The 16358-nt window shown below is 57.7% G+C and carries 16 protein-coding genes; 10 read left to right on the top strand and 6 right to left on the bottom strand.

The window, feature by feature from the left end:
• Positions 1-88: 88 nt before the first annotated feature.
• The 4 genes from GS614_RS01870 to GS614_RS01855 all read right to left on the bottom strand — a co-directional run bounded on the left by GS614_RS01870 (position 89) and on the right by GS614_RS01855 (position 3669).
• A complete protein-coding gene (locus GS614_RS01870) occupies positions 89-418 on the bottom strand; it encodes a hypothetical protein (RefSeq protein WP_171725370.1) in 330 nt (109 codons plus the stop codon).
• A gap of 328 nt (positions 419-746) precedes the next feature.
• Positions 747-1577, bottom strand: a complete 831-nt coding sequence (locus GS614_RS01865) for an ATP-binding cassette domain-containing protein (RefSeq protein ID WP_171725369.1) — start codon at positions 1575-1577, stop codon at positions 747-749.
• A complete protein-coding gene (locus GS614_RS01860) occupies positions 1574-2362 on the bottom strand; it encodes an ABC transporter ATP-binding protein (RefSeq protein WP_171725368.1) in 789 nt (262 codons plus the stop codon). Before GS614_RS01860 ends, GS614_RS01865 begins: the two co-directional genes overlap by 4 nt.
• Positions 2363-2487: 125 nt before the next feature.
• Positions 2488-3669, bottom strand: a complete 1182-nt coding sequence (locus GS614_RS01855) for an ABC transporter substrate-binding protein (protein ID WP_152457993.1) — start codon at positions 3667-3669, stop codon at positions 2488-2490.
• Between the two features lie 153 nt (positions 3670-3822).
• Between GS614_RS01855 and GS614_RS01850 the strand changes: the two genes are divergently transcribed.
• Entirely contained in the window at positions 3823-4920 is a 1098-nt protein-coding gene (locus GS614_RS01850; protein ID WP_171725367.1) for a PQQ-dependent sugar dehydrogenase, read from the top strand.
• Positions 4921-5016: 96 nt separating this feature from the next.
• Positions 5017-5544, top strand: coding sequence for a GNAT family N-acetyltransferase (locus GS614_RS01845; RefSeq protein WP_171725366.1), 528 nt, complete (start codon positions 5017-5019; stop codon positions 5542-5544).
• A gap of 9 nt (positions 5545-5553) precedes the next feature.
• On the opposite strand, the gene GS614_RS01840 is transcribed toward GS614_RS01845, so the two are convergent.
• Positions 5554-6558 carry a GlxA family transcriptional regulator gene (locus GS614_RS01840; protein ID WP_171168156.1) on the bottom strand — a complete coding sequence of 335 codons (1005 nt, stop codon included), beginning with the start codon at positions 6556-6558 and terminating at the stop codon, positions 5554-5556.
• A 169-nt stretch (positions 6559-6727) separates the two neighbouring features.
• On the opposite strand from GS614_RS01840, the gene GS614_RS01835 reads away from it, so the two are divergent.
• Positions 6728-8098, top strand: a complete 1371-nt coding sequence (locus GS614_RS01835) for a class II 3-deoxy-7-phosphoheptulonate synthase (protein ID WP_171115908.1) — start codon at positions 6728-6730, stop codon at positions 8096-8098.
• A 68-nt stretch (positions 8099-8166) separates the two neighbouring features.
• Here the strand turns inward: GS614_RS01835 and GS614_RS01830 are convergent, their stop codons facing one another.
• Entirely contained in the window at positions 8167-8841 is a 675-nt protein-coding gene (locus GS614_RS01830) for a PAS domain-containing protein (RefSeq protein ID WP_171725917.1), read from the bottom strand.
• A 245-nt stretch (positions 8842-9086) separates the two neighbouring features.
• On the opposite strand from GS614_RS01830, the gene GS614_RS01825 reads away from it, so the two are divergent.
• The 7 genes from GS614_RS01825 to pstA all read left to right on the top strand — a co-directional run bounded on the left by GS614_RS01825 (position 9087) and on the right by pstA (position 16353).
• Entirely contained in the window at positions 9087-9977 is an 891-nt protein-coding gene (locus GS614_RS01825; RefSeq protein ID WP_171665618.1) for a YicC/YloC family endoribonuclease, read from the top strand.
• Between the two features lie 17 nt (positions 9978-9994).
• Entirely contained in the window at positions 9995-10636 is a 642-nt protein-coding gene (gene gmk / locus GS614_RS01820; RefSeq protein WP_152457986.1) for a guanylate kinase, read from the top strand.
• The gene (locus GS614_RS01815; RefSeq protein WP_171725365.1) at positions 10633-11157 is read left to right on the top strand and encodes a gamma carbonic anhydrase family protein; all 525 of its coding nucleotides are present in this window, start codon (positions 10633-10635) and stop codon (positions 11155-11157) included. The genes gmk and GS614_RS01815 overlap by 4 nt, the downstream gene beginning before the upstream one ends.
• Before the next feature lie 27 nt (positions 11158-11184).
• On the top strand, positions 11185-12225 hold the full coding sequence (locus GS614_RS01810; protein WP_171168162.1) for a cell wall metabolism sensor histidine kinase WalK: 1041 nt from the start codon (positions 11185-11187) through the stop codon (positions 12223-12225).
• Between the two features lie 194 nt (positions 12226-12419).
• On the top strand, positions 12420-13460 hold the full coding sequence (locus GS614_RS01805; RefSeq protein ID WP_152457983.1) for a substrate-binding domain-containing protein: 1041 nt from the start codon (positions 12420-12422) through the stop codon (positions 13458-13460).
• 92 nt (positions 13461-13552) lie between these two features.
• Complete coding sequence (gene pstC / locus GS614_RS01800) at positions 13553-15025, top strand: phosphate ABC transporter permease subunit PstC (RefSeq protein WP_171725364.1); 1473 nt, start codon at positions 13553-13555, stop codon at positions 15023-15025.
• A complete protein-coding gene (gene pstA, locus GS614_RS01795; protein WP_171204761.1) occupies positions 15022-16353 on the top strand; it encodes a phosphate ABC transporter permease PstA in 1332 nt (443 codons plus the stop codon). The genes pstC and pstA overlap by 4 nt, the downstream gene beginning before the upstream one ends.
• The last annotated feature ends 5 nt before the right edge of the window (positions 16354-16358 follow it).

The following is a 16358-nucleotide window of genomic DNA, read 5'->3' as shown; positions in this document are numbered from 1 at the left end:
CGCTGGCAGAGGCCCCTTGGTTCTTCCCCAAAGAAAAAGACCGCGCCACACTGAGGGGCGCGGTCCGAAATCGCAAAAGATCGCGGGGCTAGGCTCCGGTTTCCGTGCATTGGCCACGGTCATTTTGCAGAACCGGGCGGCGGATGGACAGGTTGTAGGACAGATCCGGGCTTTTGACGAAGAACGTCATGACATGCTGTTCGGTCGTCAGGATGAACGTCAAGTTGTTCAGCCCCGGAAACACCTGCGCGTCCCCGGTCGTGTCACCGAACTTGACCGATCCCTTTTGCGCACCTTCAAACCGCGTCAGCCGATACTCGGTTCCATCAATTTCCGATGTGCACACAAATTCGCGCTGCTGAGCGGCGGTACCGGTTGCCAGTTGTGCGGCCAGGGCGGCGATCATCCATTTTTTCATTTTGACTTCCAATTCTTGTGTCCCCAACCGGGGCGCGTTTCGGGGATTGGTTTAGGTGTTCGGGCGCAGCGATATTTTTGAAATTGGGCCTGATTAAAGCAGCAGATTGGCATTCGGCGCGTTTTCAAAGTCTTTTTTCCGCAACGGCCCGCAGGAGATTAATTGATATTTTTCAGATACCTAATAAAGGCTCTCATATACAGAGCCTCGACTTGAAGCACCGGTTGCCATGTTCTGGCCTTCAATTTTGCGCATTGCGATCAAGCAAAAGGACCAGCCGAGAATCTCGACTGGTCCCACATAAAAACCTGCCATTGAAAAGCGTCGATCAGCCGCCCAAAAACGACTTTCGCACCTCGGGGTCGGCCAGCAGTTCCTTGCCTGTTCCGGCATAGGCATTGCGCCCCTGAACCAGAACATATCCCTTGTCGGCAATCTCCAAGGCCTGGCGGGCGTTCTGTTCCACCATCAGGATCGGCAGGCCGGTGCGGGAAACTTCGATGATCCGGTCGAACAGTTCATCCATCACGATCGGCGAAACACCTGCCGTAGGCTCGTCGAGCATCAGCACCTTGGGCTGGGTCATCAGGGCGCGGCCCACGGCGACCTGTTGGCGTTGTCCGCCCGACAGCTCTCCGGCGGCCTGATTGCGCTTGTCGCGGAGGATGGGGAACAGGTCATAGACCTGCTCCATCGTCTGGCTGATGTCGTCGCGACGGATGAAGGCGCCCATTTCCAGGTTTTCCTCCACCGTCATCGAGGTAAAGATGTTCTGTGTCTGCGGCACAAAGCCCATGCCACGCATGACCCGATCCTGCGGGGTGAGGTTTGTAATATCCTCGCCGTCCAGACGCACAGACCCTGAACGGACATCCAGCATCCCGAACACGGCTTTCATCGCCGTAGACTTTCCCGCACCGTTGGGGCCGACGATGACTGCGATTTCACCCTTGTCCACGGCAATGGTGCAGTCATGCAGGATGTCGGGCCCTTTGCCGTAGCCACCCGTCATGGTGTCGCCGATCAGAAACGGGCCGCCCTCGACCTTTTGCGTCGCACCACTTTTGCGATGGGCCGGCGTCATGGTGCCGACACCGTGCGGATTGGTGATCGAGGCGTCCTTGTTGCCCTTGTCATCCTGATAGGGGTTGTCGCTCACGCGCCTGCCTCCAGTTTGTCTTTGTTCTTCAGGCCGGTGCCCAGATAGGCTTCGATCACGTGCTCGTTCGCCTTGATCTCGTCCAAGGTACCCTCGGCCAGAACCTTGCCTTCAGCCATGCAGATGACCGGATCACAGATCTTGCCGATGAAATCCATGTCATGTTCGATGACAACGAAGGTATAGCCGCGTTCCTTGTTCAGCCGCAGGATCGTGTCGGCAATGGTCATCAACAGGGTGCGGTTCACACCCGCGCCGACCTCGTCCAGAAACACGATCTTGGCATCCACCATCATCGTGCGGCCCAGCTCCAGCAGCTTTTTCTGACCACCCGAGACCTGACCCGCCTTGTGATCGGCCAGATGTTCAATCGTCAGAAACTCCAGCACCTCATCGGCCTTGGCCTTCAACGCGCGTTCTTCATCAGCGATGCGCTTGCGGCCAAACCACGTGTTCCACAGCGACTCGCCTGATTGCGCGCCGGGCACCATCATCAGGTTTTCGCGGCAGGTCATAGACGGGAATTCATGTGCAATCTGAAACGTGCGCAACAGACCATTGTGGAACAGTTCATGCGGGGGCAGACCGGTGATATCCCCGCCGTCCATCACCACCTTGCCGCTGGTCGGCGGCAGAACACCTGCGATCACATTGAACAGAGTGGTTTTTCCTGCCCCGTTGGGCCCGATCAGGCCGGTGATCGACCCTTTCTGGATTTCCAGCGATGCCCCGTCCACCGCATGAAATCCGCCGAAATGCTTGTGCACGTCCTCGACGACGATCATCTTTTCCCCTTGCCGCCTGTTCGGCGCTGTTGTCTCGACCCCGTTTGCCGGGTGCGGTCTTTTTTCATTGAAACAGCCCGGACACAAGGCCCGGGCTGCTTGCATTCATAGCTTTTGGCGATCAATCAACGGAAGTTGACGGTCTTGTTTTCACCGTCGGTCACTTCGATCTCACGATAGGAACCCGCGCTTTCGCCGGGGCCGATCAGCTCAACACCGGACGCACCGACATAGTCGATGTCCTGACCGTTTGCCAGCAATTCCAGACCCTTGGCCAGTTCGCCGGGATAGATCTTTTCGCCCGGAGCGTTGGCAACGTCCATGATCTTGCCGCCATAGTCGGCCGGATTGGTCGATCCGGCAGCCTGCATGGCCAGCATGAACAGAGCCGCAGCGTCATAGGATTCGGGCGAATAGGGCGACGAACCGTCGAAGCCTGCTGCCTCGGCCATTGCGAAATACTTCTCGGCGCCTTCACCGCCCGAACCGGCGATCTGACCGAACGAACCGTTCAGGTCGGGGCCGACATTGGCCGGCAGCGAGTCACCGATCATGCCGCCGGGCAGGCCAAAGGTGTCAAACGCACCGCTGTCCAGCGCCGACTGGATGATGCCCAGACCGCCCTGATCCAGATAACCCGCAACGACCAGAATGTCGCCACCGGCCGAGGCCAGAGCACCAACTTCGGCCGAATAGTCGGCTTTGCCATCCTCGTGCGCTGCAACGATGGTCACTTCACCACCTGCTGCCTCGAAAGAGGTTTGGATCGCGTCCGCCAGACCCTTGCCGTAGTCGTTGTTGGTATAGGTCAGAGCGATCGAGTTGATGCCGCGATCCTTCAGGATATCCGCCATCACCTGGCCTTCGCGCGCATCTGAAGGCGCGGTGCGGAAGAACAGGCCGTTGTCTTCCATGGTCGACAAGCCCGGCGAGGTCGCCGAGGGCGAGATCATGACCATGCCATTCGGAATCGCGACGTTCTGAAGGATCGCACCGGTCACGCCCGAGCAATCGCCGCCAATGATGCCGGCAACACCGTCGGCAATCATGCGTTCGCCGTTCGAAGTGGCCAGACCGTTATCAATGCAGCCGGTGTCGGCGCGCGATGCGGTCACTTTGGATCCATCCAGCAGTTTTCCGGATTCGGTGACTTCCGCCATCGCCAATTCAGCGCCCGAACCCATTGCGGGTGCCAGCGATTCAATTGGGCCGGTGAAACCGAACAAAACACCAAGCGTAATGTCTTCGGCCAGCGCAGGTCCGGCCAGCAAAGCGGATGCTGCAGTTGCTGTAAGCAGCTTTTTCATATGGTTACTCCCTATTGTGAACGTATTCGTTCTGGCCACGAACCTAGGCAAGCTGCCCGGAAAAGAAAAGTCCTAACGCAATCGTGCCTTTATCGATCGGAAATCTATCTGTTTTGTTAGGGTTTGCCCAAGATTGTCCGGAGAGGGGTCAACATGCTCAGAGCTGCCGCGATTCTGTTCTTCACTTTTTGCACTCAAAGCGCCTTGGCACAGGCGTTCTCGACCTCGGTCGGGAATATTGAACTTGTCGAAATGGCAGGCGGGCTGGATACGCCCTGGGCCGTAGGCATCCTGCCTGACGGCAGTTTTCTTGTCACCGAACGGGACGGAAACCTGCTGTATGTTAAGGACGGAGAGGCGAAAGCCATATCCGGCGTTCCCAAGGTTGCAGCTTCGGGGCAGGGCGGATTGCTGGACATCACGATCCCGCGCGATTTCAATCAAAGCCGCGAGGTCTTTCTGACCTTTTCAAAACCGCAAAAAGGTGGCGCAGGCACGGCTGTCACCGTCGCGCGCCTGTCTAAGAACGGCACGCGCCTGACGAATCTGCGGGTCATTTTCGAGGCTTCCCCCGGCGGATCAGGCGGGCGGCATTTCGGCTCGCGCGTTGTAGAAGCCAATGACGGCACGCTTTTTGTAACCATCGGAGACCGAGGAGATGCGCCACAGGCGCAAGATCGCTCGAACGCCATAGGGTCCGTGATCCGTATCAACCGCGACGGCTCGGTGCCGTCGGACAATCCTTTCATCGGGAAGGCAGATATCCGACCTGAAATCTGGACCTATGGGCACCGCAACCCACAGGGGGCCGATCTGGATGCGCGCGGCCGATTGTGGGTGTCTGAACACGGTGCGCGCGGCGGTGACGAGGTGAACCTTGTCAAACCCGGCGCCAATTTCGGCTGGCCGGTCATCTCGTACGGCACGCATTATTCCGGAGAGAAGATCGGCGAGGGCACCAGCAAGCCCGGTATGGAACAGCCGCGCCTGTACTGGGACCCGTCGATCGCGCCGTCGGGGTTGATGGTTTATTCCGGCGATATGTTTCCTGAATGGCGGGGCGACATTTTCGTAGGCTCGCTGAAATTCGACTATATCGCGCGGCTGTCTGGAGATCCGCTGCGCGAGGTCGAGCAGATCAAGGGCCCCGAGACCGAACGAGTCCGCGACATCGTGCAGGCCCCGGATGGGGCGATCTGGTTCATTTCAGTCGGGCAGGGCGCGGTTTACAGGATGTCTGTCAAACAGTGACATACGAAGCGTGCCGGCAGACTTTACAATTCCATTTGCGCGTTTCCATCGTCGCAGTCACTCTGTCCAACAGGTTACACGGTTAAGGGGATATCAATGAGTGATTTCGACATTGAATTGTGCACAAGTATCCCGCCAAGAACCGAGCTGAATATTATTTTGGAGCAATATTATGCTCTTATCGCTCAAAGAATGCAGGGTATGGGGTTCGAATTGGATCCTTCCGCACCGCAAAGCGCACTTGAGGAATTCTGGGCGAACACGGATGACTACATGCCTCCGAACGGATGCCTAATCGTCGCAAGAAACCGAGGTGGCAAAATCGTGGGGTGTGGAATGATGAAACGGTTTGATCAGTCTACCGGCGAGTTGAAACGTGTATTTGTAACCGAAGACGCTCGGGGTACCGGAGTCGGGCGCGCATTGATTCAAGCACGAGAACAAGCCGCCAGAGCTATGGGGCTGAAGCGGTTGATCGCAGATACACTCACCCCAAATGTGGAAATGCGGTCTTTGTATCCCAAGCTCGGGTTTGTTGAACTGGACTCTCCGATCAAGACAACAACCTACAAAGATCAGCCCATGCTCCGACCGCACTTGCACTATTTCGTAAAAGAGCTTTGACGCTGAGCCTTAGACTGACAGTCTTCCACTTTGCGCACCACGTTCGCGATAGGGCGTGGTGTTGTAATGCGCCCGGTAGCATTTCGAGAAATGGCTGGGCGAGGCGAACCCACAGGCCAGCGCCACGTTGATGACGCTCATATCGGTCTGCATCAGCAGGTTGCGGGCCTTGTGCAGGCGCAGTTCCATGTAATAGCGCTTGGGGGAACGGCTGAGATACCGGCGGAACAGACGCTCCAGCTGGCGGGTCGACATTCCCACGTCCTTGGCAAGGATCGATGGCGAGATCGGCTCTTCGATGTTTTTTTCCATCATCAGGATAACCTGGCTCAACTTCGGATGCCGCACACCGATTCGGGTCGGAGTTGACAGGCGCTGCGTGTCCTGGTCGGTTCGAATCGAGGAATAGATCATCTGATCCGCCACCGCGTTGGCCAGATCCTCGCCATAGTCATCTGCAATCAGCTTGAGCATCAGGTCAATCGACGAGGTGCCGCCCGCAGTCGTCATGCGGCTGCCATCGATCTGAAAGACGGCTTTGGTCAGTTCGACCTCATCGAATTCCTCGATGAAACTGTCAGAGTTCTCCCAATGGATCGTTGCCTTCTTGTTGTCCAGCAACCCGGCCTTTGCCAGAGTATAGGCCGCAGTGCAGAGGCCACCGATCCGCAATCCCCTTCGGGCTTCGCGCCGCAGCCAGTTCAGCACGCGCTTGCTGGTGGCCGCCTGAACGTCCACACCACCGCAAATCAGAACAACGTCGTCTCGCTGCAGCTCTACCAGATCACTGTCAAGCTTGAACTCGGTCCCGGCCGAGCAGGTTACCGTCTCTCCGCCTTCTCCCATCAGCTTCCAGGTGTAAAGCTGTCTGTTTGCCATGCGGTTGGCGATGCGCAGACTGTCAAGCGCCGAAGCAAAGGACAGAAGCGAGAATTTGTCCAAAAGGACAAACACGAAATTCCGGGGTGGGGCCGCAGTGTCTTCCACCGTGACAACTTGGCGTTGCTCTTGCATGGCGAGATGTCCTTGCTTCGCTGCTGGTCAGTTGATTATCCAGCAGCAGATTTGACAGCCACCATGATCAAAGCTTGTTTACGTCGTCAAGAGGCGCAAATGGGATATGGTCACTCTTCATTGCATTTTGTATAGAGACCACCTGAAAACTTCAGCGGAGATCAAAGCTATGACCGAATGGCAAAAATCGAACTGGCGCAACAAGCCCCGGGTTCAGATGCCAGATTATACCGACGCGGCCGCGCTGGCCAAGGTCGAGGCTCAGCTTTCAAAGTATCCCCCGCTGGTCTTTGCCGGCGAGGCGCGGCGTCTCAAACAGCATCTGGGTGCCGCCGGGCGCGGCGAGGCCTTCCTTCTGCAAGGTGGGGATTGCGCTGAAAGCTTTGAACAATTCAGCGCTGATGCGATCCGTGACACGTTCAAGGTGATGCTGCAAATGGCGATGGTTTTGACTTATGGCGCCAAGGTGCCAGTGGTCAAAGTCGGTCGTATGGCCGGGCAATTTGCCAAACCACGCAGTGCCCCGACCGAAGTCGTGAACGGTGTGGAACTGCCAAGCTACCGCGGCGATATCATCAACGAATTGGCCTTCACGCCCGAAGCCCGGATTCCGAATCCCAACAAGATGTTGCAGGCCTACACGCAAGCGGCGGCGACGCTGAACCTGCTGCGTGCGTTCTCGACCGGCGGCTTCGCGGATATGAGCCGCGTGCATGCCTGGACTTTGGGTTTCGCGGATGAACAGGACGTTCAGAAATATTCCGAGGTTGCCGATCGCATTCAGGACACCATCGACTTCATGGAAGCCGCTGGAATCACTGCGGAAACAACCCATGAATTCTCGACCGTCGAATTCTACACCAGCCACGAAGGGCTGCTGCTTGAATACGAAGAGGCACTAACGCGTCTGGATTCCACCTCGGGCAACTGGCTGGCTGGCTCTGGTCACATGATCTGGATCGGCGACCGCACCCGTCAGCCCGACGGCGCGCATGTCGAGTTCTGCCGCGGGGTTCTGAATCCGATCGGTCTGAAATGCGGCCCGACCACCACGGCCGAGGACCTCAAAGTTCTGATGTCCAAGCTGAACCCTGACAATGAAGAGGGGCGTCTGACCCTGATCGCGCGCTTCGGTGCGGGCAAGGCGGGCGAGCATCTGCCGCGTCTGATCAAGGCGGTCAAGGAAGAGGGCGCCAAGGTCACTTGGGTCTGCGACCCGATGCACGGAAATACGATCAAATCGGCCACGGGCTATAAAACCCGCCCGTTCGATTCTGTTCTGCGCGAGGTGCGTGACTTTTTCGGAGTGCATCAGGCCGAGGGAACCATCCCCGGTGGCGTGCATTTCGAAATGACCGGGCTGGATGTGACCGAATGCACCGGCGGTGTACGTGCCGTGACTGAAGAGGACCTGTCGGACCGCTACCACACCGCTTGCGATCCGCGCTTGAACGCGTCGCAGTCGCTGGAACTTGCGTTCCTGGTGGCGGAAGAGCTGACCAACCTGCGCCGCAACGGATCGAAACGCGCGGTAAGCTGAGCGCATCTGAAACACTGACAACAGCGGGCCATCGGCCCGCTGTTTCCGCTCAAGGTAATCGGCGGGTCTCAATCGTCGCGAGACACCACCAGATGAAGATGGCTGGCAGAGCGTTTGAATTCGCGTTGTTCCTCGGCAAAACCTTCCACAGGCCGGCGCAGTGTGGGCGCGGGCACCTGAATTTCAGAAACCGGTTTGATCCGCGTATCGGTCAGAGTAAACCGGCGCGGTGTCTTGCCGATTGCGCCATCGGCGATCATGACCCCCAAAACACGACTGACATCCCCAAGGTCACTTTTCAGCGGCAGAAGGATCATCCGGGCCTGCATCCGGGTACGTCCCAACACCCCGCCCGAGTTCAGACTCAATTCGGCAACAGCCGGGGACGCAAACACCTGCTCCAGTACATCCTTGGTCTGCGCGCGGGCATCGGGTTGAAAGAACGCGGTCAACGGCATTCCCCGCACTTCCATACCTGCAAGCGCGTTCAGATGGCTGCCCGCCAGGCGAAAACGGGCCAGGCCAGGTGCGATGCGTTCCAGGATAAAAGTATATTCAAGAACATTCTCAAGACCGCGCGGGTCGATTTGAGACCGCATCGGCACGCTGTCGCCGCTCAACAATGCGGTCCAATACGCCTCGGCCTGGCGGATCGGCGATAGGCTGCGCCCACTGTCAAAGCGATCCATTGCGACGATCTTTCCAAATTCTGACCCGGAACCTATCCCGAAAAAGGTTTTCATTTTCATCACCCTACCGTCAATTGTCCGCCTTTTTCATAAAATGCAACACATTGGAAGCATCTGCGGCCCGCAAACCATTGCTATAGGCATTTTGACTCGGGTTAATTCAATTTTGGAGCAATTCTTTAACGAATGGTTAACTTGCGCCAAACAATTGCGTCGTCAGCAAACTCTTGCTCTGCACCAGTCAATGGCATTAGGTGCGGCACATGCTCGAAACAGCAGGGGAACAGGAAAGGGCCATCATGATCAGATCCATGACCGGGTTTGCCTCGGGGAAGGGAACTTTCGGCCCGCACAGTTGGTCGTGGGAACTTCGCAGCGTAAATGGCAAGGGGCTGGACATGCGTCTGCGCGTGCCCGACTGGTTGACCGGCCTCGAAGTCGCGTTGCGGGCGTCCCTGTCCAAATCCCTGAGCCGGGGAAACGTGACCCTGTCGATGCGCTTGAACCGCGAGGATTCTGCCCCGGAACTGGCCTTGAACGAAACCGCGATGGCTGCGGCCCTGACAGCTCTCGAGCGAACTGAAGCGCGGGCAGCTGCGCGCGGCATCACGCTTGCGCCGTCGCGTGCGTCAGATCTTTTGGCGCTCAAGGGGATGATGGATGCAGGAACCGAGGCCGACGATCCGGCTCCGCTTGTTGCTCATCTAACGTCCGAATTCAAAGATCTTCTGGCGGCGTTCATAGATATGCGCAAAGCCGAAGGGGCAGCTTTGGCCGCTGTCTTGAACACGCAACTGGATCAGGTCGCGGAGCTGACGGCGCAGGCCGCAGAGATTGCCGAGCAACGCAAGGACAAGATGACCGAGGGGCTGCGCGAGAATCTCGCGCGGGTGCTGGAGAATACGCAGGGCGCGGATCCCGATCGTGTCGCGCAAGAGCTTGCGATGATCGCGGTCAAGGCGGATATAACCGAAGAAATCGACCGCCTGACCGCGCATGTGGCGGCCGCTCGTGAGTTGTTGGCACAGGACGGGGCCGTGGGCCGCAAGCTGGATTTCCTGATGCAAGAGTTCAATCGCGAAGCCAACACGCTGTGTTCCAAGGCGCAAAGCTCGGACCTGACATCGGTCGGGCTGGAACTGAAAGCGGTGATCGATCAGATGCGCGAGCAAGTGCAGAATGTGGAATAAGAATGGGAACGACTGACATGGCGGACCGCCGAGGCCTACTAATCATCCTGTCTTCTCCGTCCGGAGCGGGCAAATCGACCCTGGCCAGACGGTTGATGGCCTGGGATACGGATCTGGAATTCTCGATCTCGGCGACGACCCGCGCCCCACGCCCCGGGGAAGAGCATGGGCGCGAGTATTTCTTTCTGTCCGAGGACGAGTTCAAACAGCAGGTCGCTGATGGGCAGATGCTGGAACACGCCCATGTATTCGGAAACTTCTATGGTTCGCCTGCCGAGCCGGTCAAAAATTCGATCAATGCCGGTAAGGACGTATTGTTCGACGTCGACTGGCAGGGTGAAGTGCAGATCCGAAACTCGGATCTGGGCAAACACGCGTTGTCGATCTTCATTCTGCCGCCGTCCATCCCCGAGCTGCGCCGCCGGCTGGAAACACGCGGGCAGGACAGTGATGACGTCATCGCCCGTCGAATGCTCAAAAGCTGGGATGAAATCAGCCACTGGGGCTATTACGACTACGTCCTGATCAACGATGACCTCGAGGCAACCGAAGAAAAGCTGAAAACCATCGTCAGCGCGGAACGGATGCGTCGCATTCAGCAACCCAGGTTGCAACAGCACGTCCGCAAGTTGCAGAGAGAATTCGAGGGACTGTCATGACCATTTATGCTTTGGGAGAGCACGCTCCGCACATTCACGAGGACACCTGGGTCGCGCCGGATGCCAATCTGATTGGCAAGGTTGTGCTGGAGCAGGGGGCCTCGGTCTGGTTCGGATGTACTATTCGCGCGGATCACGAAGAAATCCGGATCGGCGAGGGCAGCAACGTTCAGGAAAACTGCGTGATGCATATCGACGCCGGCTTTCCCCTGACGATTGGTCGAAATTGCACCATCGGGCACAAGGTGATGCTGCATGGCTGCACCATAGGCGAAAACACTTTGGTCGGAATGGGCGCAATCGTTCTAAACGGCGCAAAGATCGGCCGGAACTGTCTGATCGGAGCAGGGGCCCTGATCACCGAGGGCAAGGAAATCCCCGACAATTCGCTTGTCATGGGATCGCCGGGCAAGGTCGTGCGTCAGCTGGATGAGGCCGCAGCCCAAAGGATCACGTTCAGTGCGCTGCACTATCAGGAAAACATGCGCAAATTCCGCGAAACCCTGAAACCTGTGCTTTGACGCCACGGAATGAGTGGGTTTTGACGCATGACCGAAGACGTTCTTGAGGACATTGTTCTTGCGATCCCGCTGCCGGCGCTGATGGTGGATCAGACCGAACGGATCATTGCCGCGAACACAGATGCAACGTCCCTTCTGGGCCAGAACATTGTTGGACGTCATTTTGCGACCATATTGCGACAGCCACAGGTTCTGGACGCGATTGAGCAAAGCCTGACAAGCAGAAGCGCAAAGAAAGCACGTCATCTGTCCAATGACGGTGCGCAGGACACAACATACACAGTTGAGTGCAGATACATGAACGGGGTCGCTTCCGAAGGGGCCGTCATGGTCACGTTTCAGGATACCACCCATCTGGAGCACGCCAGCCAGATGCGGAGGGACTTCGTGGCCAATGTCAGCCATGAATTGCGCACGCCGTTGACTGCCTTGATGGGGTTTATCGAAACCCTGCGCGGTCCGGCCCGGGATGACCCCGCCGCGCGTGACCGGTTCCTCAAGATCATGGCCGACGAGGCCAACCGGATGAACCGTCTGGTCGGGGATCTGTTGTCGTTGAACCGAGTCGAAAGCGAAGAACGTGTGCGACCCAGGCAACAGCTGGAACTTACCGGTCTTCTTCAATCCACGATAAACTCGCTGCGGCCCCTTGCGGAGGATGCTGGCGTGGTTTTGTCGCTGGATGTGAAAAACGGCCCGCTTTCAGTCACCGGTGACGGCGACCAGTTGCGACAGGTTTTCACCAATCTTATCGAGAACGGGATCAAATATGGCGCCAGCGGCGGCAGTGTTACGGTACGTGTCCTGCCAGCGGACAGGGATCCGGCGATGCGCGGCCCGGCAGTCCGAATCCAGTTCATAGACAAAGGGCCCGGCATAGATGCCGTTCACCTGCCGCGCCTGACAGAGCGATTCTATCGCGCCGACAGCCACAGGTCGCGGCAACTGGGCGGAACCGGGCTTGGCCTTGCGATCGTGAAGCACATCGTCAATCGCCATCGTGGAAGACTTCGTGTCGAAAGCGAATTGGGAAAAGGTTCTGTTTTTACGGTAATTTTGCCCCGTTGAAACAACTTGGAATGCAGGTTTGCTTTTAATCTGACCCCACGGGGCATTGGCTGTTCCAGGAGCCAAACGCAAAAAAATCCCCTGCTGTCATAAAACCGTTACGCATGTGTCACAAAAGGCTTACGCACGCGCCATAGGGGTCCCCGCAGGATCATCATGGTGGTGATCAAGTACACCTTTTCAGGGAGACTGAAATGTCCTTTGTAAAACTGTCGGCATCTGCGCTGGCTATCGCTGCCGTCTCGGCGACCACTGCTGCGGCGCGTGACAACGTTCAGATCGCCGGTTCGTCGACCGTTCTGCCTTATGCCTCGATCGTAGCCGAACTGTTCGGTGAAAACACAGACTTTCCAACTCCGGTTGTTGAATCCGGCGGTTCGTCGGCTGGTCTGAAGCGTTTCTGCGAAGGCGTTGGCGAAAACACCATCGACGTTGCAAACGCGTCGCGCGCGATCCGTGAAAAAGAGATCAAAGCCTGCGCCGAAAACGGTGTGACCGACATCATGGAAGTCCGCATCGGTTATGACGGCATCGTATTCGCTAGCCAGCAGACCGGGCCTGCCTTCACCGCGTTCGAACCGTCCGACATTTTCAACGCTCTGGGTGCAAAAGTTCTGAAAGACGGTGAGATCGTTGACAACCCGTACAACACCTGGGCCGAGTTCAACCCAGAACTGCCCGATGTTGAAATCGCAAGCTTCATCCCGGGCACCAAGCACGGCACCCGCGAAGTGTTCGAAGAAAAGGTTCTGCTGATCGGCTGTGAAGAAACCGGCGCGATGGAAGCCATGATCGCCGGCGGCATGAGCGAAGACGATGCCGAAGATGCCTGTCTGGCGGTTCGTACCGATGGCAAATCGGTCGATATCGACGGTGACTATACCGAAACCCTGGCGCGTATCGACACCAACCCCAACGGTATCGGCGTGTTTGGTCTGGCGTTCTACGAGAACAACACCGACAAGTTGAAGGTTGCCACCATGTCGGGCGTCGCACCGTCGACCGAAACCATCTCGACCGGTGAATATCCGGTTTCTCGCCCGCTGTTCTTCTACGTGAAGAAAGCTCATATCGGCGTGATCCCGGGCCTGAAGGAATACGCGCAGTTCTTCACCCATGACGAAATCGCCGGTCCGTCGGGCCCGCTTGCCAACTATGGCCTTGTCGCCGATCCTGAGCTGGCAAAAACTCAGGACGCGATCGCCAACGAAGTCACCATGGGTTCGGGCAGCTGAGCCTGACACTGTTCTAATGCAAATAGGGGCGACGGATCAGTCGCCCCTTCACTGTCTTTTTTCTACTCGCAATCGAAGGCAATGGGGGTGTCATGCCGATACTTTGGCTCTTTCTGATCGTTTCGGCGATCGCGGCTGTCGGCTATCTGTTGGGACGCACACGCGCACTGCAAAACGCAGATGGTGACAGTCGGAATCTGCATTCCCTGCCATCATTTTACGGCGCAAACGTTGCGCTGAAGACACTTGTTCCGGCCTTCGGTCTCTTGATCGTGTGGCTGTTGGCGCAGCCTTTCTTCCTCAATGCGCAGGTGTCGGACATGATACCGGACTCCGTGATAAAGGAAGGTTCCTCCCGCAGCCTGGTGATGGCCGAAGTACGCCGCACCGCCGCCGGGCTGGACAATGCGGTTGCGCAAGGAACCCTGACCGAGAACGCCGCCAGTGATGCCGATGCAAATATCGGCGAGATCACCCAGCTTTTGAAAGACGCGGGGCAGGTGGTGACCTCGGACATCACTCAACCGGTACTGCGCGCTGCGCAGAGCTATCGCGCCATGAGCTCGACCGGGTATGCGATCATGTCCATTGCCGTTATCGCGGTTGCTATGATCGGTGCCGTAGCGGGCTGGTTGCAAACCAACGCCGAATACCGTGCGCGCAACGTTGTGGAACAGGGGGTTCGTGTCCTGCTTCTGGCGGCCGCGTCGGTTGCAATCCTCACAACGGTGGGCATTGTCCTGTCTCTTGTGTTCAACACCTGGGAGTTCTTCAAACTATATCCGGCGTCAGATTTCTTTTTCGGTATGACCTGGGCGCCCAGCTTTTCGGGCCGCGGCGGGTTGTCCGAACTTGGGATCTTGCCGCTGCTGTGGGGGACGCTCTACATCTCTGTCGTGGCGTTGCTGGTCGCAGTGCCGATCGGGTTGTTCGCCGCGATCTATCTCAGCGAATACGCTTCGCCCCGTTTGCGGTCTGTCGCCAAGCCGCTGCTTGAGGTGCTGGCCGGGATTCCGACCATCGTTTACGGTCTCTTCGCTTTGTTGACCGTTGGCCCGCTGCTGTTGGATGTTTTTGGTGAAAGTGGCCTGGGCTGGATGAAAGCCGGCACCGCCGTCATGACTGCGGGTCTGGTGATGGGGATCATGTTGATCCCGTTTGTCTCATCACTGTCTGACGACATTATCAACGCGGTGCCGCAGGCCATGCGCGACGGTTCTTACGGTCTTGGCGCCACGCAATCCGAAACCATCCGTCAGGTCGTTCTGCCCGCCGCGTTGCCCGGTATCGTCGGCGCGATCCTTCTGGCGGCATCGCGCGCCATCGGCGAGACCATGATCGTGGTTCTCGGGGCAGGGGCTGCGGCCCGCCTCAGCCTGAACCCGTTCGAAGCCATGACAACCGTGACAGCCAAGATCGTCAGCCAGTTGACGGGGGACGCCGACTTTGCCTCGCCCGAGGCGCTGGTCGCCTTCGCACTTGGCATGACCCTTTTCATTCTCACCTTGGGGCTCAACGTGTGTGCCCTGTATATCGTGCGCAAATACCGGGAGCAGTACGAATGACCGACACCAGTATGCAAAGCCCCCAATCCGGTCGCCATAGGATCTCGCTCACGGCTTCGGATGAACGCACGAAGAAACGTGCCAAAGCCGAGAAACGGTTCCGTGCTTATGGCATCGCCGCAATCGCAACCGGTCTGTTCTTTCTGGTTGTTCTGTTCGCTTCGATCCTGTCGCAGGGGATTCCGGCCTTCCAGCGCACGGTCGTCAGCATTGATTTCACACTGACCGAACCGCAGCGGGACGAGGCCGAAGGGGCCCTGTTCAAGACAAAAGTCTATTCCAACCTGTTCGTCGCTCAGTTGAACAGTGAACTTGCTGAACGCGGGATCAGCGTTGATTTTGATGAGGCCGCGATCGAGCGTCTTTTGGGTAAAGTCGGCGGCACGATCCGGACCTTTTACACCGAAAACCCCGACAAGCTGGGTGAGCCGGTCCAATTCGATCTGGCGGCATCCAGCCGGGTGGACGGGTATTTCAAAGGCCGCGTATCCCGCGACACGATACAGGACAGCCGGTTTCTGCAAAAAAGCGATCTGGATCTGGTCGATGCGCTGGAACAGGCCGGCATCATCAAGCAGGCATTCAATTGGCCCTTCATCACCGGAGCGGACGCAGGCGTGGACAACCCCGGCGGCGCAGGTATCGGTGTCTCGGTTGTGGGATCATTCTTCATGATGCTGGTCGTTCTGTGTCTGTCTCTGCCGATTGGCGTTGCAGCTTCGATCTATCTCGAGGAATTTGCGCCGCAGAACAAGCTGACTGACCTGATCGAAGTGAACATTTCGAACCTGGCCGCGGTTCCGTCCATCGTCTTCGGTATTCTAGGCCTGGCCGTTTTCATTCAGTTCATGCATCTGCCGCAATCGGCACCGCTGGTCGGTGGTCTGGTTCTGACCCTGATGACGCTTCCGACGATCATCATCTCGACCCGCGCGTCCTTGAAGGCCGTGCCTCCGTCGATACGCGACGCGGCGCTTGGGGTAGGGGCGTCGAAAATGCAGGCGGTGTTTCACCACGTGTTGCCGCTGGCTGCGCCGGGCATTCTGACAGGTACCATCATCGGTCTGGCGCAAGCCTTGGGTGAAACCGCACCTCTTTTGCTGATCGGCATGGTGGGGTTTGTCGCACGCGGATATCCCGACGGCTTTCTTGCAGGCTTTACCGAGCCGAATTCGGCCATGCCCGCCCAGATCTATACATGGGCCGCACGCGCTGACGTCGGCTTTTACGAGAAGGCGTGGGGTGGGATCATCATACTTTTGATGTTCCTGCTGACCATGAATATCATCGCAATCATCTTGCGCCGCCGCTTTGAACGCCGCTGGTAAATGGG

The sequence above is a fragment of the Ruegeria sp. HKCCD6604 genome (assembly GCF_013110635.1).
Taxonomy (GTDB): domain Bacteria; phylum Pseudomonadota; class Alphaproteobacteria; order Rhodobacterales; family Rhodobacteraceae; genus Ruegeria.
Note: the sequence above shows the minus strand (reverse complement) of the source record. Positions and strands in the feature narration are given on the sequence as shown.

Excerpts from the sequence above, each read along its gene's own strand:
- GS614_RS01855 (WP_152457993.1), bottom strand. The coding sequence starts at position 3,669 with ATGAAAAAGCTGCTTACAGCAACTGCAGCATCCGCTTTGCTGGCCGGA.
- GS614_RS01825 (WP_171665618.1), top strand. The coding sequence starts at position 9,087 with ATGATCAGATCCATGACCGGGTTTGCCTCGGGGAAGGGAACTTTCGGC.
- GS614_RS01830 (WP_171725917.1), bottom strand. The coding sequence starts at position 8,841 with ATGAAAACCTTTTTCGGGATAGGTTCCGGGTCAGAATTTGGAAAGATC.
- GS614_RS01805 (WP_152457983.1), top strand. The coding sequence starts at position 12,420 with ATGTCCTTTGTAAAACTGTCGGCATCTGCGCTGGCTATCGCTGCCGTC.
- pstA (WP_171204761.1), top strand. The coding sequence starts at position 15,022 with ATGACCGACACCAGTATGCAAAGCCCCCAATCCGGTCGCCATAGGATC.
- gmk (WP_152457986.1), top strand. The coding sequence starts at position 9,995 with ATGGCGGACCGCCGAGGCCTACTAATCATCCTGTCTTCTCCGTCCGGA.
- GS614_RS01850 (WP_171725367.1), top strand. The coding sequence starts at position 3,823 with ATGCTCAGAGCTGCCGCGATTCTGTTCTTCACTTTTTGCACTCAAAGC.
- GS614_RS01860 (WP_171725368.1), bottom strand. The coding sequence starts at position 2,362 with ATGATCGTCGTCGAGGACGTGCACAAGCATTTCGGCGGATTTCATGCG.
- pstC (WP_171725364.1), top strand. The coding sequence starts at position 13,553 with ATGCCGATACTTTGGCTCTTTCTGATCGTTTCGGCGATCGCGGCTGTC.
- GS614_RS01840 (WP_171168156.1), bottom strand. The coding sequence starts at position 6,558 with ATGCAAGAGCAACGCCAAGTTGTCACGGTGGAAGACACTGCGGCCCCA.
- GS614_RS01845 (WP_171725366.1), top strand. The coding sequence starts at position 5,017 with ATGAGTGATTTCGACATTGAATTGTGCACAAGTATCCCGCCAAGAACC.
- GS614_RS01870 (WP_171725370.1), bottom strand. The coding sequence starts at position 418 with ATGAAAAAATGGATGATCGCCGCCCTGGCCGCACAACTGGCAACCGGT.
- GS614_RS01810 (WP_171168162.1), top strand. The coding sequence starts at position 11,185 with ATGACCGAAGACGTTCTTGAGGACATTGTTCTTGCGATCCCGCTGCCG.
- GS614_RS01835 (WP_171115908.1), top strand. The coding sequence starts at position 6,728 with ATGACCGAATGGCAAAAATCGAACTGGCGCAACAAGCCCCGGGTTCAG.
- GS614_RS01815 (WP_171725365.1), top strand. The coding sequence starts at position 10,633 with ATGACCATTTATGCTTTGGGAGAGCACGCTCCGCACATTCACGAGGAC.